Source organism: Pseudonocardia sp. MH-G8 (genome assembly GCF_002262885.1).
Taxonomy (GTDB): domain Bacteria; phylum Actinomycetota; class Actinomycetes; order Mycobacteriales; family Pseudonocardiaceae; genus Pseudonocardia.
On sequence record NZ_NKYF01000002.1, the window covers coordinates 17,352 to 37,478 of the forward strand.

Here is a 20,127-nt window from a genome sequence, read left to right on the forward strand (position 1 = left end):
ACTTGCTGATCATGGACGGGGGTGCGTCGAGTTCGATCGACCACGGCCGGCCTGGCCCCCGGCCGGGTGGATCGCCACCTCCGTGGCCTTCACCGCGAACCACAGCTGCGCGCCCGGCTCGGCACCGAGGTCGGCCACGGCCGCCGGGGTGACGTCGGCGGCCAGACCGTCCACCCAGGCCGGCCCGTCCGGCACCGGGGCGGCGCGCAGCCGCACCACGTCCCCGTGCGGCTCGATCGCAGCCAGCAGCACCGGCAGCACGTTGCGCGGGCTGCCGTGCGGCCGCTCGGCGAACACCGCCACCGCCGACGGCGGGAACACGGCCACCGCCGGCTCGCCCTCCGCCGCGCCGCCGTCCCGTCCGGTGACGACGATGCCGTCCGCGGTACGCAGGCCGTCGGCGCAGGCGGTGCCCGGCACGAGGTCGAGCCCCGCGATCCGCGCCGTGAACGGGCTGCGCGGTCGCGACAGCACCTCCCGCGTCGGCCCCTGCTCCACCACGCGGCCGTCGGTGAGCACGACGACCCGGTCGGAGAGCACCAGCGCGTCCAGTGCCGAGTGCGTGACGAGCACGGCGGTCTGCCCGGCCGACCGGACCACGCGGCGCAGCAGCGAGCGCATCGCCGGTGTGGCGTCGACGTCCAGGGCGGCCAGCGGTTCGTCGAGCAGGAGCAGGTCCGGCGTGGGGGCGAGGGCCCGGGCCAGCGCCACCCGCTGCTGCTGGCCACCCGACATCCGCGCGGGGCGGCGGTCGGCCAGCTCCTCCGCGTCGACGGCGGCGAGCAGCTCGCGTGCCCGCCGCTCGGCTTCCTGACGGGGCACGCCGTGCGCCCGCGGGCCGAACGCGACGTTGCCCAGCGCCGTGAGGTGCGGGAACAGCAGCGCCTGCTGCGCGAGCAGGCCGACGCCGCGCCGGTGCGGCGGCACGTGGACGTCCGGCGCCACCACCGTGGTCCCGCCGAGCCGTACGTACCCCTCGTCGGGGCGCAGCAGCCCGGCGAGGACGCCCAGCAGCGTCGACTTGCCGGCGCCGTTCGGCCCGAGCACCGCCAGCACCTCGCCCGGCGCGGTCTGCAGCGCCACGTCGAGGCTGAAGCCCGGGCGGCGCACGACGACGTGCGCGTCCAACGCGGTCATCGGCCCCCCTCGAGCGTGCGCGGCCGGGCGACCGCGATCACCACGACCGCCACCACGACCAGCAGCAGCGACAGCGCCACCGCGGCGTCCACGTCGGTCTCGCGCTCCAGGTAGACCAGCAGCGGCAATGTGCGCGTGGTGCCCTGCAGGCTGCCGGCGAACGCGATCGTGGCGCCGAACTCCCCCAGGCAGCGGGCGAACGCCAGCACCGCACCCGACGCGAGACCCGGCAGCACCAGTGGCACGGTCACGCGGCGGAAAGCCAGCCAGGGCGCCGCGCCGAGCGTGGCCGCCACCGCCTCGTAGCGCCGTCCCGCCGTGCGCAGGGCGCCCTCCAGGCTCACCACGAGGAACGGCAGCGCGACGAACGTCTGCGCGAGCACGACCGACGCGGTGGTGAACGGGATCGTGATCCCGAAGGCGAGGTCGAGGCCGCGCCCGACCAGCCCGGTGCGCCCCAGCAGGAACAGCAGCGCGAGCCCGCCGACGACCGGGGGAAGCACCAGCGGCAGCAGCACGACCGACCGCAGCAGCCGCAGACCCCGCACGCGCCCCCTGGCCAGCACGACGGCGAGCGGCCCGCCGAACACGACGCACAGCAGCGTGGAGATCGCGGCCGTCAGCAGGGAGAGCCGCAGGGCGTCGAGCGCGGACTCGCTGAGCAGCAGGGCGGGCAGCCGGGGCCAGTCGGCGCGCAGCGCGAGCCCCACCACCGGCAACGCGATCAGTGCGAAGGCCACCGCGGCCGGCACCCAGAGCAGCCTGGGCAGCCCGACGCCCGTGTCGTGGTCGTCGGTGACCCGCGCGTTGTGCGGCATCACGGCGTGCCGAAGCCGGCCGACGCCAGGACCTCCCGCCCCTCCGCGCTCGCCACGAACTCCTGGAACTGCCGGGCCAGGTCGGCCGAAGGCGCGTCGGCGATCACGGCGATCGGGTAGTCGTTGACCGCCTGCGCCGCCTCGGGGAACTCGATGCCCTGCACGTCGTCGCCCGCTGAGCGGACGTCGGTGGCGTAGACCAGCCCGGCGTCGGCGTTGCCGCTGGTCACCTTCGCGAGGGTGGACTTGACGTCCGGTTCCTCGCTCACCGGGGTGAGCGTCACACCGGTGGCCTGCTCGATCTTGTCGGCGGCCGAGCCGCAGGGCACCTGGGGCGCGCAGACGACCACCAGCAGGTCCGGACGGGCCAGGTCGGCGAAGGACGTGACCCCGGCCGGGTTGCCGGGCGGCGTGACGATCTCCAGGACGTTGGTGGCGAACACCGCGGGCTCGCCGTCGACGAGACCGGCGTCCGCCACCGTCTGCATGGTCGGGGTGTTGGCCGAGGCGAACACGTCGGCGGGTCCGCCGTTGACGATCTGCTGGGCCAGGTCGGAGGAGGCGCCGAAGTTGAAGACCACGTCGACGCCGGGACGGGCCTGCTCGAACCGCGGCTCCAACGCGGTGAACACCTCGGTGAGCGAGGCCGCGGCGTACACGGTGAGCGTCCGTTCCTCCGGCGGGCCGGCCGACCCCCCGTCGCCCGCCCCGCTCCCGCACGCGGACACGACCAGCGCCGCGGCGGCTGCGGCCAGTACCTTCGTCCTCACGAGTTCACCCCCGGCGTCTCGACGACCACGGTGGTCGACTTGATGACGGCCACGGCGAGCGCGCCGGGCTCCAGACCCATCTCCCGCACGGCCTCGCTCGACATCAGCGAGACGATCCGGTGCGGGCCGCACTGCAGCTCGACCTGCGCCATCACCCGGTCGGTGACGACCGCGGTGACGAGCCCGACCAGCCGGTTGCGCGCCGAGCTCTGCACGTCCGACGGGTCGGGGGCGGCGTTGGCGTGCTCCCGGGCGAACGCGGCGAGCGCGGCCCCGTCCACGACCTTGCGGTTCGAGGCGTCGGCCTGCACGGGCAACGCCCCGGCGTCGACCCAGCGACGCACCGTGTCGTCACTGACTCCGAGTAGCCGAGCTGCCTCGGCAATCCTGAACTGCGGCACGATCGAGACAATAGTTCCGCGGATGCGACTACGGCCAGCCGCACCCCGTCCTGTGGTTGGGTGCAGCCGTGGACTTCGCACCCAGCGCCGCAGCTGCCGACCACACCGAGCGCATGCGCGCCTTCCTCGACGAGGAGGTGCTGCCCGCCGAGGCCGCGTACGACGCGTTCCGCGCCGAGCGGCGGGGCACGCCGCAGGAGTGGGACCTGCCCCCGGTGGTCGAGGAGCTGAAGGCGAAGGCCCGAGCCCGGGGGCTGTGGAACCTGTTCCTGCCGAGTGCGTCCGGGCTGTCCAACCTCGAGTACGCCCCGGTCGCCGAGGTGTCCGGCTGGTCGCCGGTGATCGCGCCCGAGGCGATCAACTGCCAGGCCCCCGACACCGGCAACATGGAGACCCTGCACCTGTTCGGCACGCCCGAGCAGAAGCAGGAGTGGCTCGAACCGCTGCTGGACGGCGAGATCCGGTCGGCGTTCGCCATGACGGAGCCGGACGTCGCCTCGTCCGACGCCACGAACGTGCAGACCCGCATCCGCCGCGAGGGCGACGAATACGTGATCTCCGGACGGAAGTGGTGGATCTCCGGCAGCGCCGACCCGCGTTGCAAGATCTTCATCCTCATGGGCAAGACCGACCCGGACGCGGCGAAGCACCGGCAGCAGTCGATGGTGCTCGTGCCACGCGACACCCCCGGCCTGGAGATCACCCGGCACCTGCCGACGTTCGGCTACCAGGACCAGCACGGGCACTCCGAGCTGGCGTTCCACGACGTGCGCGTGCCGGTGGCGAACCTGCTGGGCGAGGAGGGCGGCGGGTTCACGATCGCCCAGGCCCGGCTCGGCCCCGGCCGCATCCACCACTGCATGCGCCTGATCGGCATGGCCGAACGCGCCATCGACCTCATGGTCCGCCGCGCCAAGGCCCGCACCGCCTTCGGACGCCCGCTCGCCGACCAGGGCGTCGTGCGCGAGCAGATCGCCCAGTCCCGGATCGAGGTGGAGCAGGCCCGGCTGCTGGTCCTCAAGACGGCCTGGCTCATCGACAGCTACGGGTCGAAGGGCGCCGCCAGCGAGATCGCCGCCATCAAGGTCATCTGCCCCCGCATGGCGTGCGCCGTGATCGACCGGGCCCTCCAGGTCCACGGCGGCGCCGGCATGAGCGACGACACGCCGCTGGCCTACTTCTACGTCTGGGCCCGCGCCCTGCGCCTCGCCGACGGCCCCGACGAGGTCCACCTGCGCACCGTCGCCCGCCAGGAGCTGGGCCGCCACGACTGACGGCCCCGGCGCCAGATGCCGCGACACTGACGCCCCCACACCCCGACACGCGGATGCACCAACCCACCACCTCCGCGAGTCGGGGGCTGGTGCGCACGTGTCACGCCGAAATGCCCGCGATCTACGGTGGAGCAGCGGGCGCCCGACCTTTCGAGGAGCTCGACCGACCGGCATATGCGGCCCTGATCGCCCCGTGGACACGCAGTTGCGGAGATCGAAACGGAGCACGCTTCAGACCCGGTTACGCCGGTTACGCTCGTATCGTGACGGCAACCGAGCTCGGCCTCCCGGCAGTGCGCCGGGCGGCACCCCGCGATCCGGCCCGCCCCGCCGACGCGCGGCTCGTCGACTCCTTCGGACGGGTCGCCACCGACCTGAGGATCTCCCTCACCGACCGCTGCAACCTGCGCTGCTCCTACTGCATGCCCGCCGAGGGCCTGGACTGGATGCCGCGCGAGGAGCAGCTCACCGACGACGAGCTGATGCGGCTGATCACCATCGCGGTGCGCGACCTCGGCGTGGAAGAGCTGCGCTTCACCGGCGGGGAGCCGCTGCTGCGGCGCGGCCTGGAAGGGCTGGTCGCCGCGTCGGCCGCGCTCGAGCCCCGCCCCGACATCTCGCTCACCACCAACGGCATCGGGCTCGCCCGGCGGGCCGAGGCGCTGGCCGCGGCCGGCGTCAACCGGCTGAACGTCTCGATGGACACGCTCCAGCAGGAGCGCTTCGCCACGATCACCCGGCGCGACCGGCTCTCCGACGTCCTGGACGGCCTCGCCGCCGCCCGGGCCGCAGGCCTGGGCCCCGTGAAGATCAACAGCGTGCTGCTGCGCGGCATGAACGACGACGAGGCCGTGCCGCTCCTGCAGTTCGCCCTCGACCACGGCTACGAGCTGCGCTTCATCGAGCAGATGCCGCTCGACGCCCAGCACGGCTGGGAACGCTCGGAGATGATCACCGCGGGCGAGGTGATGGAGAAGCTGCGCGAGAGCTTCACGCTCACGCCCGACCCCACCGAGCGCGGCGGCGCACCCGCCGAACGCTGGCTCGTCGACGGCGGTCCCGCCGTGGTCGGCGTGATCGCCTCCGTCACGCGTCCGTTCTGCGGCGCGTGCGACCGCACCCGCCTCACGGCCGACGGGCAGATCCGTTCCTGCCTGTTCGCACGCACCGAGACCGACCTGCGCGCGATGCTGCGCGGCGGCTCCTCCGACGAGGAGATCGCCGACACCTGGCGCCACGCGATGTGGGGCAAGCTGGCAGGCCACGGCATCGACGACCCGGGCTTCCTGCAGCCGGACCGTCCGATGAGCGCGATCGGAGGCTGAGGAATGACGACCAGCACCGCCACCGTGACGATCCGCTACTTCGCCGCCGCGCGGGCCGCCGCCGGGGTCGAGGTCGAGCCGATGGAGCTGCCCGACGGCGCCACCGTCGACGACGTCCTCGACGCGGTGCGCACGCGCCACGGGTCCGAGCTGTCCCGCGTGCTCGGCCGCTGCAGCTTCCTGCTCGACGAGGTCGCGGTGCGCGACCGCGCGACGGTCGTGCCCGCGGGCGCCACCGTGGACGTGCTGCCACCCTTCGCCGGAGGCTGAGCCAACTCCCGCGAGGCGCTCGCACACCGATTGTGGTGCTGACACACCGACTGCAGTCGGTGTGTCAGCGACGAAGTCGGTGGCCGGCGACGAAGTCGGTGTGCCGGCAGCGGCCCGCCGCCGGGCACAGTGCGGCGCCTCCGTCGCAGCTCACACACCGATTGCTGCGCTCACACATCGGTTGCAGTCGGTGCGTGAGCTACGAATTCGGTGTGTGAGCGCCTACGGCTGCCGCGAGATCGCGTCGCCCCGGCCCGCCGCCGCCCTCAGGGCGGTGAGCAACAGGGCGGCCTCCGGGCCTGCGCCCTCCGCCGGCGAGATCGCACCCGTGTAGGGCGCGGCCGTCGTGACGAGGGCGTCGAGCGTGCGGCACACAGTCGTCCGCCCGGTGCGGGTCGAGACCGTCCAGGCGCCCGGGACTGCGCGGACCGTCAACCCCGGGCAGGCCGACGCGACCGCCCGGGCGACGGCCGCCCGCCGGCGCGGCCCGGCCACGAGCGCTCCGGCGGGATCCGGCGGCGGGCCGCCGCACGCCCCGCACATCAGCGCGGGCGGCGCTGCAGGAAGTCCTGCGCGATACCGTCGAACGTCGACCACCGCACGCCCTCGTGCCCGGAGATGTGCTCGATCAGCCGTTCCAGCATGAGCAGCACCTGCGGGCGCCCGGACACGTCGGGGTGGATCGTGAACGTGAACACCGCGTAGTCGCTCTCGCGGTACACCCAGTCGAACTGGTCGCGCCACATCTCCTCGATGTGGCGGGGGTTCACGAAGCCGTGGCTGTTCGGGCTGGTCTTGATGAACATCATCGGCGGCAGGTCGTCGAGGTACCAGCTCGCCGGGATCTCCACGAGGTCGGTCTCCTCGCCGCGCACCAGCGGCTTCATCCACTCCCGCGCCGGCTTGTCGTAGTCGATCGGCGTCCACGAGTCCCCGACGCGCACGTAGTAGGGCTCGAAGTCGCGGTGCATCAGCGAGTGGTCGTAGGTGATCCCCCGCTCGACCAGCAGCTCGTTGGTCACGCGCGAGAACTCCCACCACGGTGCGACGTAGCCGGTGGGGCGGCGGCCCGATCGCTGCGTGATGAGCTCGATGCAGTGGTCGAGGATGTCGGACTCCTGCCCGCGGGTCATCGCGATCGGGTTCTCGTGGCTGTAGCCGTGCACGCCGATCTCGTGCCCTGCGGCGACGATCTCGTCGAACTGCTGCGGGAACGTCTCGATCGAGTGCCCGGGCCAGAACCACGTGGACGGTAGGTCGTAGCGCGCGAGCATGCGGTTGATGCGCGGCACGCCGACCTCGCCGGCGAAGATGCCGCGTGAGATGTCGCCCGGCGAGTCCTCCCCGCCGTACGACCCCAGCCAGCCACCCACGGCGTCGACATCGATCCCGAACGCTACGAAGATCTCCTTGGCCATGGGGCAGTACACCACCGGACGGCGGGCGTCGCAGCCGCCGTCACCGGGCGCGACCGTCGCGCAGCATCGCCACCGACTTCTCGATCCGCCGCTGCCGCGTCTCCGCCTTCTTCGCGCCCTCGATCGACAGCACGTGCCAGCGCTTGTCGCTGTAGGAGATGCCGGCGAAGAACGTCGCGGCGCCCGGTTCGTGCTCGAGGGCTGCGGCGAAGTCGGCCGGCAGCTCCACCTCGCGGGGACGGTTGTCCGGCTCGAGCGTCACGTCCACCTCGTCGCCCGCTGCGACGCCCGCCGCGGCCCGGTTCTCGGCGCTGAGCGGCACCAGGAACCGCCCGCCCATGACGGCGACCGTGCTGCGGTAGGTGTGGCCGCCGATCGACACGGTCACGGCGGGCCGCTTGCCCCTGCCCAGCTGGGCGACGACGTCGGCGGGCACCGCGAAGCCGGTCGCGGTCTTGCCCCCGAGCTCGATCGTGGTCCGGAACCGCATCGTGGCCTCCTCGGTCTCCGTGCACCTCACCCGACCGCGAGCGCTTCCCGCAAGAGAGCGCTCAGCCGACGACGTCGCGGTAACTGCGCCAGGTGCGCACCGGCGTGGTCACCGTCTGCGCCGCGAGCATGCCGTGCGCGATCGCCCGGCTCACGACGTCGGCCGCCGCGGCGTGCAGGGCGACGAGCCCGGGGACGTCCGGCGCCGGTCGGGCGGCCGTCGACAGCGCGAACACGGCGTCGCCGTCGCTCGCGGTGTGGGCCGGCACGACGGCGCGCGCCAGCCCGTCGTGGCCCATGGTGGCCAGCCGCCCGCACCCCGCCTTGTCCAGGGTGACGTCCGTGGCGACGACGGCCAGGGTCGTCGCCGTACCGAGGTTCAGCAGCGGTCGCGGCGCGGCACGCAGCTCCTCGAGGGCTGTGGCGCTCACGTCGACCGGCGGGAACTCGCCGGGCAGCCCGGCGCGCACCCCGTACAGCTGCCCGGTGGCCGGGTCGACGGCCGAGCCGGCCGCGTTCACCACGGCGAGCGCCGCGACGACCGAGCCGTCCTCGAGCACGGCGCTGGCGGTGCCGATCCCGCCCTTGAGCCCGCCGGCCTGGGCGCCGGTGCCGGCCCCGACGACGCCCTGCGGCACCGGCCCGTCGACCGCCGCGTCGTAGGCGGCTGCGCCGGTGCTCGCGTCCGGGCGGGCGGCGAAGTCGCCCCCACGGCCGAGGTCGAACACCACGGCGCCCGGCACGATCGGGACGACCCCGCCCGGCATCGGGAACCCGACCCCGGCGGCCTCCAGCCGGCTCATCACCCCGGTCGCGGCCGCGAGCCCGTAGGCGCTGCCACCGCTGAGCACCACCGCGTGCACCCGCTGGACCGTGGCGTCCGGGCGGAGCAGGTCGGTCTCCCGGGTTCCGGGTGCGGCACCCCGGACGTCCACGCCCGCGACGGCCCCGCCCTCGGGCGCCAGGACCACCGTCGTGCCGGAGAGGGCGCCGGGGCCGTCGAGGGCGGCGTGGCCGACGCGGATGCCGGGGACGTCGGTCAGGGCGTTGTGCGCTCCGCTGTACATGCGCCGATGATCCCCGGTCAGCCGTGGTGCACCGACTCCACGGTGTACAGGTGCGGGTCGTAGCTGTCGGCGAGGTCCGCGGCCTGCTTCATGTGCTCCTGGGCAACCGGGTCGCCGAGCATGGACCGGAACGCCTCGGCCGACCGCCACTGGGCGTAGTTGACGACCCGGACACCGTCGCTGCTGGCGTGGATGTTGGCGGAGACGAAGCCGGGCTGGTGCTGCATCACCTCGTCGGTGGCGCGGGTCAGCAGGTCGACCAGCTCCCGCTGGCGATCCTCCCGGACGGTGAAGACGTTGATCAGCGTGGCGAGCGGGGCGTCGGTCTCGATCGTGGTGGCGGTCATCAACCCTCCGATGTCAGGTTCCTGACACACATCCAACAGGCGGCCCGGACGTTCCGCCGCTTGAGCGAGGGAGGTCTGCGCGAGCTGAGCCCGTCGATGTCGCAGTACGCCGTGTTCCGGGCACCGGCCGCGAACCCGTTGTCCGTATTCCGCCAGCAGGCAGGCGGTGCCGGTACGAGGGTGGATCCATGTCCGCTGTGCTCGATCGACTCGACGTCCCCGCCCTGCAGCAAGGCCTCGACACCGACGGGGTCGCGACCACCCCGCCGATGCTCACCCCGGAGCAGTGCGCCGAGGTCACCGCGATGTTCGACGACGACGCGCGCTTCCGCAGCACCGTGGTGATGGCGCGCCATGCGTTCGGCGAGGGGAGCTACCGCTACTTCGCCGACCCGCTCCCACCGCTGGTCCAGCAGCTGCGCGAGCAGCTGTACCCGCCGCTGGCGCAGATCGCGAACGCGTGGGCGCAACGGCTGGGCGAGCCGACGTTCCCGACCGACCTCGACGCGCTGCTGGCGGAGTGCGCCGCGCTCGGCCAGCACCGGCCCACACCACTCGTCCTGCGCTACGGGCCGGGCGGCTACAACTGCCTGCACCAGGACGTCTACGGCTACCTGACCTTCCCGCTGCAGTTCCTGGTGATGCTCAGCCGCCCGGACGAGGACTTCACCGGCGGCGAGAGCGTGTTCGTGGAGCAGCGGCCGCGCCAGCAGTCGCGACCGGTCGTGGTGCGCCCCCGGCAGGGCGAGGCCGTGGTGTTCCCGGTGCGCCACCGCCCGGCGCGCGGGGCCCGCGGCTTCCACCGGGTGCAGATGCGGCACGGGGTGAGCGCCGTGCACAGCGGGAGCCGGCACGTGCTGGGGATCATCTTCCACAACGCGCGCTGAGCGCCGATCCGAGCAAGATCTCGAGTATCGGTTGCCCATCGTCGTGATCACAGCAATGAGCACCCGATACTGCAGATCTTGGTCGGCATGACGGCACACTGGACGACGTGACGTCCGCCCTCCTGCCCCGCGAGCGCCGCGTGCTCGCGCCGGGCGCGGTGCACGTGCCGGACTGGCTCGACCTCGACCGGCAGCGCGAGCTCGTCCGGGCCTGCCGGGAGTGGGCGAGCGAGGGACCGGGGATCCGCGCGGCCGTCATGCCGAACGGCGGTCGGATGACCGTGCGCAGCGTCTGCCTCGGCTGGCACTGGTACCCCTACCGCTACTCCCGCACCCGCGACGACCAGGACGGATCGCCGGTCACGCCGTTCCCGGAGTGGCTCGGCGACCTGGGCCGCGACGCGCTGGCCGACGCCTACGGCGACCCGGAGCGGGCCCGTGGCTACCGCCCGGACATCGCGCTGATCAACCACTACGACGACGGCGCCCGGATGGGCCTGCACCGCGACAGCGACGAGAAGGCGCTCGACCCCGTGGTGTCGTTCAGCATCGGGGCGGCGTGCCTGTTCCGGCTGGGGAACACCGAGAACCGCGGGCGCCCGTGGGCCGACGTCGAACTGCTCTCCGGCGACCTGGTCGTCTTCGGTGACGAGAGCCGGCTCGCCTACCACGGGGTGCCGAAGCTGCTACCCGAGCACGACGTGCCGGACGTCGGCCTCGCGCACGGCCGGCTGAACATCACGCTGCGGGTCTCCGGCCTCGGCTGAGCAGCGCGTCGCCCCGCAGGGTGCACGATGGGGGTACTGCGCCCTCGCGGCGCGACCACCCCCTATGCCGGAGGCACCTCATCGCGATCGTCCCGACGTCGGCACCTCCCGGAGACGCCCGCTTGCGGATCGGGGTGCTCGCCTCGATCGCCCACCGCACGCCCCCGCGGGGGTACGGGCCCTGGGAGCAGGTGGCCTCCACGTTGGCCGAAGGTCTGGTGGCCCTCGGTCACGACGTCACCCTGTTCGCCACCGCCGACTCGATCACCTCGGCTCGCCTGCACGCGGAGGCCCCGACCGGCTACGAGGAGGACCCCGGCGTCGACGCGAAGGTCCACGAGGGCCTGCACATCGCGGCCGCCTTCGAGCGGGCCGCCGAGTTCGACGTGATCTCCAACCAGTTCGACTTCCTGCCGCTGACCTTCAGCCGCCTGGTGCGCACGCCCGTGGTGACGACCATCCACGGCTTCTCGTCGGAGGCGATCCTGCCGGTGTACCGGGCCTACGACGACATCGGCCGCTACGTCGCGATCAGCGACGCCGACCGCCACCCCGACCTGGGGTACGAGGCGACGATCCACCACGGCATCGACGCCTCCCGGTTCACCTTCCGCCCCGATCCCGGCGAGCACCTGCTGTTCCTGGGCCGCATCCACCCGGACAAGGGGACACACCTGGCGATCGAGGTCGCTCACCGCACAGGGCTGCCGCTCGTGATCGCGGGGATCGTGCAGGACGAGGCCTACTTCCGCGATTGTGTGCAGCCCCACCTGGGACGTTCCGGCATCAGCTACGCCGGGCCCGTGGGACCTGCGGAGCGCGACGCGCTGCTGGGAGGAGCGCTCGCGCTCCTGCACCTGATCGGGTTCGCCGAGCCCTTCGGGCTGTCCGTCGTCGAAGCGCTGGCCACGGGCACCCCGGTGATCGCCCGCCCGCTCGGATCGATGCCCGAGATCCTCCGCCACGGCCGCACCGGGTTCCTGGTCGACGACGTCGCCGGCGCGGTTGAGGCGGTCGGACGGGTCTCCTCGCTGTCGCGCCGTGACTGCCGCGACGACGTCGAGGCCCGGTTCACGGCGCAGCGGATGGTGGCCGACTACGCCGCGCTGTTCTCCGGGATCGCCGGCGGGGGTCCGTCGGCGATCAGCCGCTCGAGCAGGAGCGGGACGTCGACGAGGGCGAACCGCACGGCGGCGTCGCTCGCGCCGTAGGGCAGCAGCAGCCGGTCGCCGTGCAGCAGTGCCCCGCACGAGTACAGGACGTTGGGCACGTACCCGTCGCGCTCGTCGTCGCGCGGACTCATGAGCGGCTCACGCAAGGCGCCGACCACCCGGCTCGGGTCGTCCAGATCGAGCAGCAGCGCACCGATCGAGTACTCGCGCATCGGCCCGACACCGTGGGTCAGGACGAGCCATCCCTGGTCGGTCTCCACCGGCGAGCCGCAGTTGCCGGTATGGGTGAGCTCCCACGGCCTGCTCGGGACGTGCAGGGTGCGCGCATCGCCCCACCAGAGGCCGTCGGCGGACGTGGCGATCGCGTTGTTCTCCCGGTCCCAGCGGGAGAGGGCGACGTGCCGACCCCCGACCATGCGGGGGAACAGGGCCATCCCCTTGTTCCTCGCGGCCGGCCCGGCCAGCTGCGTGATCCGGAACCGGCGGAAGTCCGGGGTCTCGATCAGCTGCGGCATGATGTGATCGCCGTCGAACGCCGTGTAGGTCGCCCGGTAGATCGAGCCGCCGTCCGCGGTGACGGTGCGGACGAAGCGCGCGTCCTCCATGCCCCGTGCGTCCGACGGGCCTTGCGGCCAGAGCACGCGCTCGGCGATCGCCGAGCGCGGGGAGAACTCGACCTCGTAGCTGCACCGGGCGATGCGCCGGGCCAGCTCCGCGGTGCGCACGCCACCGTGGCGCGTGACGCGCTGACCGGCCAGCGCGCCGATCGCCCGTTCCAGCTCCTCCTCGCCGAAGTGCGCGGGGAGGCTGCTGACCAGGAACGACGCACTCTCCGCATCGGAGCCGTCCTCGGCGAGCACCGCGGCGAACAGCGCCCTGTCGTGCACGGCCGGGGCCGGCCGCCCGGCCTCGACGTGCGGACCGGGCTCGTCCAGGGACAGTTCGCGCCCACCGCCGAGGACGCCGGTGCGGAACTCCACCGACGACAGGTGGCCCTCGCCGACCGCACGCAGGCTCAGGACGAACCGCAGGTGCCCGGAGGGGAGGCCGGACTGGTCGGGGTGCGCCACGACCGAGGGGTTGAACAGCGCGGCCGCCTCGATGGCGAACTCGTGGGTGAACCACGCGCCGATCAGGGTGCGCCGCTGCGCGGACAGCGCGGAGGCGTCCGGTACGCGGTGGCAGATCTCCTCGTAGTGGGCGGCGAGCGTGGCAGGCAGATCCCGGTGCCGCCCCGTGTAGCGGGCGAGCACGTCTCTCAGCGTGGACCGGACCTCGTCCTCGGGGAGCGCGAGGATCCTGGCCAGGACGCCGGTGGCGCGCGACTCGGTGTTCACGACCAGCTCGTGGCCGGGGACGAACAACCGGGCCAGGACGCGCGCCGGGTCGGCGGTCAGCGTGGCGTCGAGACGCGTGACCATGTCGGCGACCGCAGGTTGCGTCGGCGTCATCCGGCGGCCCGCAGCGCGCGGGCGGGGAGCCGGGCCGCTGCCTGCTGCAGCGTCGACACCAGCGCCAGGGTCGACTCCGCGCCCTGGTTCTCGTTGCGGCCGTCGCGCTCCAGGCCGTCGCAGCCGCCACCGCTCTCCGGGTCGTGCAGCGGTGTGCCGGCGTCGTTGTCGCCGAGGAACCACGCAGTGGCCAGCGAGATCCCGGTGAGCCACCGGTCCTGCCCGGTGAGCTCGTGCGCCCGTGCACAGGCGTCGGCGAGCGCCGCGGCCTCGAGCGGCTGCTGGTCGAACGCGGGGCCGCTCTCGAACGGACCCCGTCCCGCCGCGGGCACCAGCGACAGGTGGCCGTCGCGGATCTGCACGTCCAACAGCCAGTCGAGCAGCCGCAGCCCGTCGGCGACGAGTGCGGGTGCGTCCAGTGCGGCCCCCGCCGCGAGCAGCGCCTCGGGGAGGAGCGCGTTGGCGTACGCGAGACGCGGTTCGGGCCACGGCCACTCCGGTCCGCCCGGCCGCCCGACCGCGGCGGGGGTGGCGGCGAGCAGATCCAGCGCGATCCCGTGCCCCGGGCGCCGGGAGAGCACCTCTGCGGCACCGAGCGCCGCGAAGGCGGTGGCGCGCGGCGAGGGCGACCGCCACCGCGCGCCCCGCTCGAACGCCGCGAGCGCTCGCGGATCGGCGCTCGCGGTGCCGAGGGCCCACAGGGCCCGTCCCCAGCAGTCGTCGACCGAGGGCGCGTCCAGGAAACGCAGGTCGGTGCCCCGACGGTTGCGGAACCGGCCGTCCGCGTCCTGAGCCGCGAGCACGAATGACAGGTACTGCTCGCGCAGGTCGTCCTGCGCGGGCCCGTCCTCGCGGCAGACGACCACCAGCGCCCGCGCGACGTCGTCGACGCAGTAGCCGTGTTCGCGCCGCGGCGTGGTGCCGAGGGCGTGCTCGTAGAGCCCGCCGGCGTCGGTGAGCCGCCTCAGGTGGGTGAAGGACGGGGCCGGGAAGTGTTCGTACCGCACGGGCGCGCTCACGAGGCGGCCGGCAGCGCCGCAGCGACGAGGGTCTCGGCGATCTGCTGGTAGCGGGCGGCCACAGCGCCCCACAGCAGGTCCGGCGCCTTCCGCGCGGCCCGCTCCGCGAGCGCGTCGGCGAGTCCCGTTTCGCCCAGGGCGCGGCGGAGCGCCGCCTCCAGCGCCGCGGGGTCCCTCTGGGGCACCACGAGCCCCGTGCCGTCCCCCAGCAGCTCGACGGCGTGCGGGAACGCAGTCGAGACGACCGGTCGACCTGCGGCCACGGCCTCGATGAGCACGCCCGACGTCACCTGCTCGCGCGAGTCGTAGGGCAGGAGCACGACATCGGCCCTCTGCACGAGGTCCGCGAGCTCGCCGACCCCGAGATACCGGTCGTCGATCTCGACGACGTCGGCGACACCCCGCATGTCCGCCCGCCGCACCAGGCTGTCGCGGTAGGACTCCCCGTCGCGGTCGAGCACCTTGGGATGCGTCTTGCCGATCACGAGGTAGCGCGGCCGGAGGTCCCGCAGGCCCGGCATGGCGTCGATCGCCCACTCGATGCCCTTCCCGGGCCCGAGCAGACCCCAGGTGAGGACGAGGGGTCGGCCGGTAGAGCGCCGCGCCGCGCGAGCGGCACCGCTGTCCGACGGACCGTGGTCGATGGCGCCGTGCGGGATCACGACGACCGCGTCCGGGTCCGCGCTGTAGCTGTCCACCAGGCGCTGCCGCGCCGTCTCGGTCATGGTCACGACGACGTCGGCCGACTCGACCAGCCACCGCAGGATGCGCCGCTGCCTCGGGGTGGGCTCCTGGAGCACGGTGTGCAGAACGATGATCGTCGGCACCGTGAGGCCGGCGACGAGGTCGATCACGTCGCAGCCATCGGCACCGCCGTAGATCCCGTACTCGTGCTGGACCACGACGGCCTCGAAGCCGTTCAGCCGGCGAACGGCGGAATCCACGCTGCTGCGGGACCCGTTCACCACGTGTGCCACGACGTCACCGCCCGGATGCGGCTCGGGCCGGTCGACGATCCGCACGACGCCGGCTGCCCCCGCGGAGCGGTTCAGGTGCTCGGTGAGTGCCGCGCTGAACGTCGCCAGACCGCACTGCGTCGGCGGGTAGGTGCTGAGGATCCCGAGCGTTGCCGGACGCCGCCGCGGATCGGGGCGCCGAGGAGCCGGTACCGGCGAGATGTCCGCGCCTGCGGTGGGCCGGTGAACGGTGGTGGGCACGCGTGCTCCTGACGTCGGGGATCTGCTGGCGGCCGCTGCGGTCGCTCCGCCGGGCGGCGGTGACACGCGCGGGTGGGGCGCCGCCGGGTCCGGGGCGGCGCGGCGCGGACGGATCAGCGGGGCTGGGGCGCGGAAGCCCGCGCCTCACCGACGCAGACACATCCGCGGCTCAACGCGCCGGTGATCGTCGCGGAGCAGTACCTGGTTCCGATCCGGTCATGGGCGTCGTGATCGTGCGGGCACGCGGCACAGGTGCGGCCCGTGCCGGTCTCGGTGGAGGACGGGGTGTCGGCGGGCTGGGTATCGGTCTTCTGCAAGGCTCTCCCGATTCGTGTGGTGGATGAGGTGGTGCTGCTCGGGCCGCTCCGCTGCGGCGGGTGCCGGCCGTCCGGTTCGCCGGGCTGCGCCGAGCGCGCCCCGAGGGCGGGCTGGGTCTGATCTGGCCAGTGGCGTGCGGTCAGCGCGAACTGCCGGAGCGGCGTCCTCGCGCCTCGTCTCCGGAGAACTCACCGCTGCTGTCGGGCTTTTCCCGCGCACTCCAACGCATGTGCCGTCCGCGGCGTGAATTCGGGCCGCCGGCGCCGAGCTTCAGCCTACTCCCCATCGCCACCATCGAACGAGAAACGAGAGTAGAATCGCCCTGTCGGGGACGGTCGACAAACTTCAGGAGGTCCACATGGACGCCGCCGAGATCGTCGTCACCGGCCATGACGTCCCAGGGATCGATCGTTACCGGTCGTACCTTTCGGAAAAACTCAGCAAACTCGATCATCTGAACCGCAGCGTCATCCGGTATGACGTCGAGTTGACGCACGAACCGAGCCCGCGAGGGTCCGAGTCGGCACAGCGAGTGGTGATCACCAGCCATGGCACGGGCCCGGCCGTGCGCGCCGAGGCGGACGGGGCGGACGTGCACGCCGTGCTCGACGAAGCGATCGGCAAGCTGGCAGGTCGGTTGCGGCGCAACCATGATCGGCGGGTGCGCCGACGCTCCCGGGGCGGGCGCACGACGATCGGGTCGGGCCGGGCATGACCGACGATCGAGCGTTCGAGTTCGACGACCTGGCGGTGCTGCTCACCCTCGACCCCACCGAACCGGCGGACGAAGCCGATATCGAAGCGATCGATGAGATCCTGGCCCGCCGCCGCTCCTCGGTCGTCAGCGACGAGCAACGGCCCCGACAGCGGACCGCATTGCGCCTGGTCCCCGACGCCCTGTCCTGAGTTCGCCGCGCACCCGGCCCATTCCACTCAGGAGTTCGATCTAGCGGACCTTCTCCGGAATGTGGTCGATGGCGTGCAGGACATGTGCGGCCAGGTCCATCGCGGCCTTCTCTTCGAGTTTCGAGTTCTGCGTCAGGGCGCGCGCGACGAGCGCGACGCGCTGGTCGTAGAGAGATGCGTAGGTGCTGGTGGTGACGGCCATGGCAGGCCTTTCTCTGGGGGTGAGCGGTCGGTGTCGCGATCGTGGACGTCGCGTCAGGTCCGCGGGATGCCCGCGGGGGCGGCGGAACCCGGAGGCCGGAGCCACCGTCGAGCTCTCAGCGCTGCTCCGTCGCGGCGCGCAGCAGAGCCTCGATCTCCTCGGTGTTGCCAGGGCTCCCGGCGGCCGCCAGCGCGGCGCCGGCCGTGGCGGGATCGGTCTCGGGGGGTACCACCAGGAGGGTGAGGCGGTAGCGGGCGCCGAGGACGTCGACGGTGGCGGGGTGCTGCGTGCGGTAGCCGGCCAGCCGGACGGTGCGGCCGCGGACGACGATCCGGCGCGCAGCCGGATCCCAGTCGCCGAGGTGGTAGCTCACGCTCTCGACCGTTCCCAGCCGCTCCGCGACCACGGCCTGCAGGGCGGGCACCTCCGCCGCGAGATCGCGCGAGCGGGGCCACCACCCACCGTCGACACGACCGGTGGCCGGCGCGCTCGGCTTCAGCTTCGACCGGGAGTGCTCGTGGTCCTGCCCGTGGTCGACGACAGGGGGTTGTGAGGTGCGCAAGGTGGGGGGTGCCGACGTCATGTCGGTGCTCCGTCCCCGGACAGCCGGCCGTCCGGAATGGACTTTCGCCGAGGACGACAGGGGCGCGAATGCCCGTGTGCGGGATGAACCCGACAACTGGCGATGCTACACCCGCCGAGGCGCATGCGGTTGATCGTCGGCTGCCCACGACCCGAGGTTTTCGGTAGCTTGGGCCTCGTCGCGATCGGCGCGACGCGACTCACAGCCCGGCCCCGGCGCGCCGGGGCCATGAGGAGCGCTGCGATGGTTCCACCCACCCCTGCCACGGATGTCCCGCCCGACCGGCCCACGAGCGACTTCGGCGAGCTGACCCGCACCGTGCGGCAGGCAGGGCTCTTGCAGCGGCGTACCGGTCACTACGCGCTGCGAATCGGCCTCACGCTCACCGTGCTCGCGGCCACCTGGACGGTGTTCGTCCTCCTCGGGGACACCTGGTGGCAACTGGTCACCGCGGCGGTGCTGGCTGCCGTCTGGACGCACGTGTCGTTCATCGGCCACGACGCCGGGCACAAGCAGATCTTCACCGGTCGTCGGGCCAACGACGCGGTCGGCCTGGTGCACGCCGGCCTGGTCGGGCTCAGCTACGGCTGGTGGGTCGGCAAGCACAGCCGCCACCACGCCAACCCCAACCACGAGGACGACGACCCCGACCTCGACATCCCCATCCTGGCCTTCACCGCCGGCCAGAGCCGCACCAAGCAGGGCGTCCAGCGCTGGACCACGAAGTACCAGGCGTTCCTGTTCCTCCCGCTCCTGCTCCTCGAGGGCGCGAGCCTGCACTGGTCCAGTGTCGACGCCGCGTGGCGCGGCAAGATCAAGCTGCGGGGGCTGGAGAAGGCGCAGCTGATCGTGCACGCCGCCGCCTACCTCGGCGCGGTCTTCCTGGTGCTCCCGCCCGGCAAGGCGGTCGCGTTCATCGTGGTCCACCAGGGCCTCTGGGGGTTCTACATGGGCTGCTCGTTCGCCCCGAACCACAAGGGCATGCCCGTCGCCACCGGCGCGCAGAGCTGGGACTTCCTCCGCAAACAGGTGCTGACCTCGCGCAACGTCCGCGGCGGCCCGTGGGTGGACTTCATGCTGGGCGGGCTGAACTACCAGATCGAGCACCACCTGTTCCCCAGCATGCCCCGCCCGAACCTGCGCCGAGCGCAGCCCTTGGTGGAGGCCTTCTGCGCGGAACGCGGCATCGCCTACCACCAGTGTGGGCTTCTGCGTTCCTACCGGGACGTTCTGGCGCACCTGCACACCGTGGGAGCCCCCCTGCGAGCGGCCCGTCAAGCGCGGTAGGACCGAGCCGGTGTGACCGGTGTAAAGACCGCAACGAACGGCACTCTCGTCGCTACCTAGCCGACGAGGGTGCCGTTCGTTGCGTCAGGAGGCCTTGCACACGGACGCCCGAACATCACGCTGCGCGTCCCCGGCCTGAGCTGACAGCCACGGTGGGTTCTCCGAAAACGCCACGGCAAGGCGAGCACCCACGATACGTTCGACCGCACGCAGCACAGTTCGCGTACTGGTCCGCCGTCCACCTCGGCACGACGGATTCCTTCGTGTACCCGAATGAGTTTCCGCCATGCCTCCGAGTCCACTCAGCCCTCTCGATAGAATGCGGACCAATTGTCGACCTGTCGCCCGAGCGCTCCTGGTGGCGATCGTACTGCTCGCAGGAGTCGCGGTGACCGCACCAGGCGCTGCACACTCCCAAACTCCATCGATCACACCGAGCCGGCACGAGAAGCCCTCACCGACACTGTGGCGAGCATGCCCCGTGAATGGACGAGAGAAAGCGAGGGAGCGCGTAGTGCGGAGGTTCGAGCGGGCCGCAGGCGTCAGCACGACGGGACCAGTCATGCCACCCGGGACCAGCAATCTCATATGCGGCGATGCGCAGCACAGCTACTATCACATCGCCGCGCGACACGGTGCCGACTGGACACGCAAGGGAGTGAAGACGTCCGAGAACTGGCGGGAGGTCGCCGACTACTCGATCGCGGAAGTGCTGCGAAGCCCGATGTCGGTGACCTATCGAGTAGACGCGAACACCTTCTGCTATTCGAGGGAGATCCAACTCATCCATAAAATTCGAGGAATCACCGTGGATGTCATGCACCCCAACGTGGTGGTCCGAGCGCAAGATGGCGTCGTCATCACTGCCTTCCCCACAAAGACGCCATGTTGAAACCCGAGCCGGTTCGACCGGCTGACCGATCGGGCGATCAGGTGGCTAGGATCGAGTACAGGTACACCGTCGAATTCGTCTGCGACCACAGGCCGTCCACGCTGCCCGAC

At 72.5% G+C, this 20,127-nt stretch carries 25 protein-coding genes; 10 read left to right on the forward strand and 15 right to left on the reverse strand.

The annotated features are described in order from the left end of the window. Nucleotides 1-9: 9 nt before the first annotated feature. The 4 genes from CFP66_RS07390 to CFP66_RS07405 are packed head-to-tail and all read right to left on the reverse strand — an operon-like array spanning nt 10 to nt 3,126. On the reverse strand, nt 10-1,137 hold the full coding sequence (locus CFP66_RS07390; protein WP_094921693.1) for a sulfate/molybdate ABC transporter ATP-binding protein: 1,128 nt from the start codon (nt 1,135-1,137) through the stop codon (nt 10-12). Further along, on the reverse strand, nt 1,134-1,955 hold the full coding sequence (locus tag CFP66_RS07395; protein WP_094921695.1) for an ABC transporter permease: 822 nt from the start codon (nt 1,953-1,955) through the stop codon (nt 1,134-1,136). The genes CFP66_RS07390 and CFP66_RS07395 overlap by 4 nt, the downstream gene beginning before the upstream one ends. Next, complete coding sequence (gene modA / locus CFP66_RS07400) at nt 1,955-2,725, reverse strand: molybdate ABC transporter substrate-binding protein (protein WP_094921697.1); 771 nt, start codon at nt 2,723-2,725, stop codon at nt 1,955-1,957. Before modA ends, CFP66_RS07395 begins: the two co-directional genes overlap by 1 nt. Then, on the reverse strand, nt 2,722-3,126 hold the full coding sequence (locus tag CFP66_RS07405) for a molybdopterin-binding protein (protein WP_094921698.1): 405 nt from the start codon (nt 3,124-3,126) through the stop codon (nt 2,722-2,724). The genes modA and CFP66_RS07405 overlap by 4 nt, the downstream gene beginning before the upstream one ends. Before the next feature lie 68 nt (nt 3,127-3,194). Here CFP66_RS07405 and CFP66_RS07410 point away from each other — a divergent pair, with 68 nt between their 5' ends. The 3 genes from CFP66_RS07410 (at nt 3,195) to CFP66_RS07420 (ending at nt 5,995) form a co-directional block, all read left to right on the forward strand. Next, nucleotides 3,195-4,400, forward strand: a complete 1,206-nt coding sequence (locus CFP66_RS07410) for an acyl-CoA dehydrogenase family protein (RefSeq protein ID WP_233159224.1) — start codon at nt 3,195-3,197, stop codon at nt 4,398-4,400. Nucleotides 4,401-4,663: 263 nt separating this feature from the next. Then, nucleotides 4,664-5,725 carry a GTP 3',8-cyclase MoaA gene (gene moaA / locus CFP66_RS07415; RefSeq protein ID WP_094921700.1) on the forward strand — a complete coding sequence of 354 codons (1,062 nt, stop codon included), beginning with the start codon at nt 4,664-4,666 and terminating at the stop codon, nt 5,723-5,725. 3 nt (nt 5,726-5,728) lie between these two features. Beyond that, on the forward strand, nt 5,729-5,995 hold the full coding sequence (locus CFP66_RS07420) for a MoaD/ThiS family protein (protein WP_094921701.1): 267 nt from the start codon (nt 5,729-5,731) through the stop codon (nt 5,993-5,995). A 222-nt stretch (nt 5,996-6,217) separates the two neighbouring features. On the opposite strand, the gene CFP66_RS07425 is transcribed toward CFP66_RS07420, so the two are convergent. The 5 genes from CFP66_RS07425 to CFP66_RS07445 all read right to left on the reverse strand — a co-directional run bounded on the left by CFP66_RS07425 (nt 6,218) and on the right by CFP66_RS07445 (nt 9,316). Further along, nucleotides 6,218-6,490, reverse strand: a complete 273-nt coding sequence (locus tag CFP66_RS07425) for a hypothetical protein (RefSeq protein ID WP_143517161.1) — start codon at nt 6,488-6,490, stop codon at nt 6,218-6,220. A gap of 47 nt (nt 6,491-6,537) precedes the next feature. Beyond that, nucleotides 6,538-7,413 carry a polysaccharide deacetylase gene (locus CFP66_RS07430; protein ID WP_094921704.1) on the reverse strand — a complete coding sequence of 292 codons (876 nt, stop codon included), beginning with the start codon at nt 7,411-7,413 and terminating at the stop codon, nt 6,538-6,540. 40 nt (nt 7,414-7,453) lie between these two features. Then, nucleotides 7,454-7,903: a YdeI/OmpD-associated family protein gene (locus CFP66_RS07435; RefSeq protein ID WP_094921706.1), complete on the reverse strand. Its 450-nt coding sequence runs from the start codon at nt 7,901-7,903 to the stop codon at nt 7,454-7,456. 61 nt (nt 7,904-7,964) lie between these two features. After that, complete coding sequence (locus CFP66_RS07440) at nt 7,965-8,969, reverse strand: P1 family peptidase (protein WP_094921707.1); 1,005 nt, start codon at nt 8,967-8,969, stop codon at nt 7,965-7,967. Between the two features lie 17 nt (nt 8,970-8,986). Then, nucleotides 8,987-9,316, reverse strand: a complete 330-nt coding sequence (locus CFP66_RS07445) for an antibiotic biosynthesis monooxygenase (protein WP_094921709.1) — start codon at nt 9,314-9,316, stop codon at nt 8,987-8,989. Between the two features lie 188 nt (nt 9,317-9,504). Here CFP66_RS07445 and CFP66_RS07450 point away from each other — a divergent pair, with 188 nt between their 5' ends. The 3 genes from CFP66_RS07450 (at nt 9,505) to CFP66_RS07460 (ending at nt 12,181) form a co-directional block, all read left to right on the forward strand. Continuing rightward, on the forward strand, nt 9,505-10,203 hold the full coding sequence (locus CFP66_RS07450) for a 2OG-Fe(II) oxygenase (protein WP_094921710.1): 699 nt from the start codon (nt 9,505-9,507) through the stop codon (nt 10,201-10,203). Nucleotides 10,204-10,310: 107 nt separating this feature from the next. After that, on the forward strand, nt 10,311-10,970 hold the full coding sequence (locus CFP66_RS07455) for an alpha-ketoglutarate-dependent dioxygenase AlkB (protein ID WP_094921712.1): 660 nt from the start codon (nt 10,311-10,313) through the stop codon (nt 10,968-10,970). Between the two features lie 122 nt (nt 10,971-11,092). Next, nucleotides 11,093-12,181 carry a glycosyltransferase family 4 protein gene (locus CFP66_RS07460; RefSeq protein WP_094921713.1) on the forward strand — a complete coding sequence of 363 codons (1,089 nt, stop codon included), beginning with the start codon at nt 11,093-11,095 and terminating at the stop codon, nt 12,179-12,181. Here the strand turns inward: CFP66_RS07460 and CFP66_RS07465 are convergent. The 4 genes from CFP66_RS07465 to CFP66_RS48470 form a co-directional block, all read right to left on the reverse strand. After that, nucleotides 12,067-13,563, reverse strand: coding sequence for a glycoside hydrolase family 130 protein (locus CFP66_RS07465; protein WP_094921715.1), 1,497 nt, complete (start codon nt 13,561-13,563; stop codon nt 12,067-12,069). The two genes, CFP66_RS07460 and CFP66_RS07465, sit on opposite strands and share 115 nt — an antisense overlap. 26 nt (nt 13,564-13,589) lie before the next feature. After that, nucleotides 13,590-14,600 (reverse strand): glycosyltransferase, encoded by a 1,011-nt coding sequence (locus tag CFP66_RS07470; RefSeq protein WP_094922316.1) that lies wholly within the window; start codon nt 14,598-14,600, stop codon nt 13,590-13,592. 8 nt (nt 14,601-14,608) lie between these two features. After that, on the reverse strand, nt 14,609-15,829 hold the full coding sequence (locus CFP66_RS07475) for a glycosyltransferase (protein ID WP_198961307.1): 1,221 nt from the start codon (nt 15,827-15,829) through the stop codon (nt 14,609-14,611). A 113-nt stretch (nt 15,830-15,942) separates the two neighbouring features. Next, entirely contained in the window at nt 15,943-16,146 is a 204-nt protein-coding gene (locus CFP66_RS48470) for an RGCVC family protein (RefSeq protein ID WP_143517162.1), read from the reverse strand. Between the two features lie 359 nt (nt 16,147-16,505). Between CFP66_RS48470 and hpf the strand changes: the two genes are divergently transcribed. Then, nucleotides 16,506-16,862, forward strand: a complete 357-nt coding sequence (gene hpf / locus CFP66_RS07480; protein WP_094921717.1) for a ribosome hibernation-promoting factor, HPF/YfiA family — start codon at nt 16,506-16,508, stop codon at nt 16,860-16,862. Then, entirely contained in the window at nt 16,859-17,053 is a 195-nt protein-coding gene (locus CFP66_RS07485) for a hypothetical protein (protein WP_094921718.1), read from the forward strand. Before hpf ends, CFP66_RS07485 begins: the two co-directional genes overlap by 4 nt. A gap of 40 nt (nt 17,054-17,093) precedes the next feature. Here the strand turns inward: CFP66_RS07485 and CFP66_RS48475 are convergent, their stop codons facing one another. Together CFP66_RS48475 and CFP66_RS07490 are read right to left on the reverse strand one after the other, a co-directional pair. Further along, nucleotides 17,094-17,255, reverse strand: coding sequence for a DUF6307 family protein (locus CFP66_RS48475; protein WP_198961308.1), 162 nt, complete (start codon nt 17,253-17,255; stop codon nt 17,094-17,096). A 115-nt stretch (nt 17,256-17,370) separates the two neighbouring features. After that, nucleotides 17,371-17,838, reverse strand: coding sequence for a DUF5994 family protein (locus CFP66_RS07490; RefSeq protein ID WP_233159225.1), 468 nt, complete (start codon nt 17,836-17,838; stop codon nt 17,371-17,373). Nucleotides 17,839-18,081: 243 nt separating this feature from the next. On the opposite strand from CFP66_RS07490, the gene CFP66_RS07495 reads away from it, so the two are divergent. Together CFP66_RS07495 and CFP66_RS47045 are read left to right on the forward strand one after the other, a co-directional pair. Continuing rightward, complete coding sequence (locus CFP66_RS07495) at nt 18,082-19,125, forward strand: acyl-CoA desaturase (protein ID WP_233159227.1); 1,044 nt, start codon at nt 18,082-18,084, stop codon at nt 19,123-19,125. Between the two features lie 514 nt (nt 19,126-19,639). After that, complete coding sequence (locus CFP66_RS47045) at nt 19,640-20,017, forward strand: hypothetical protein (protein ID WP_143517163.1); 378 nt, start codon at nt 19,640-19,642, stop codon at nt 20,015-20,017. The last annotated feature ends 110 nt before the right edge of the window (nt 20,018-20,127 follow it).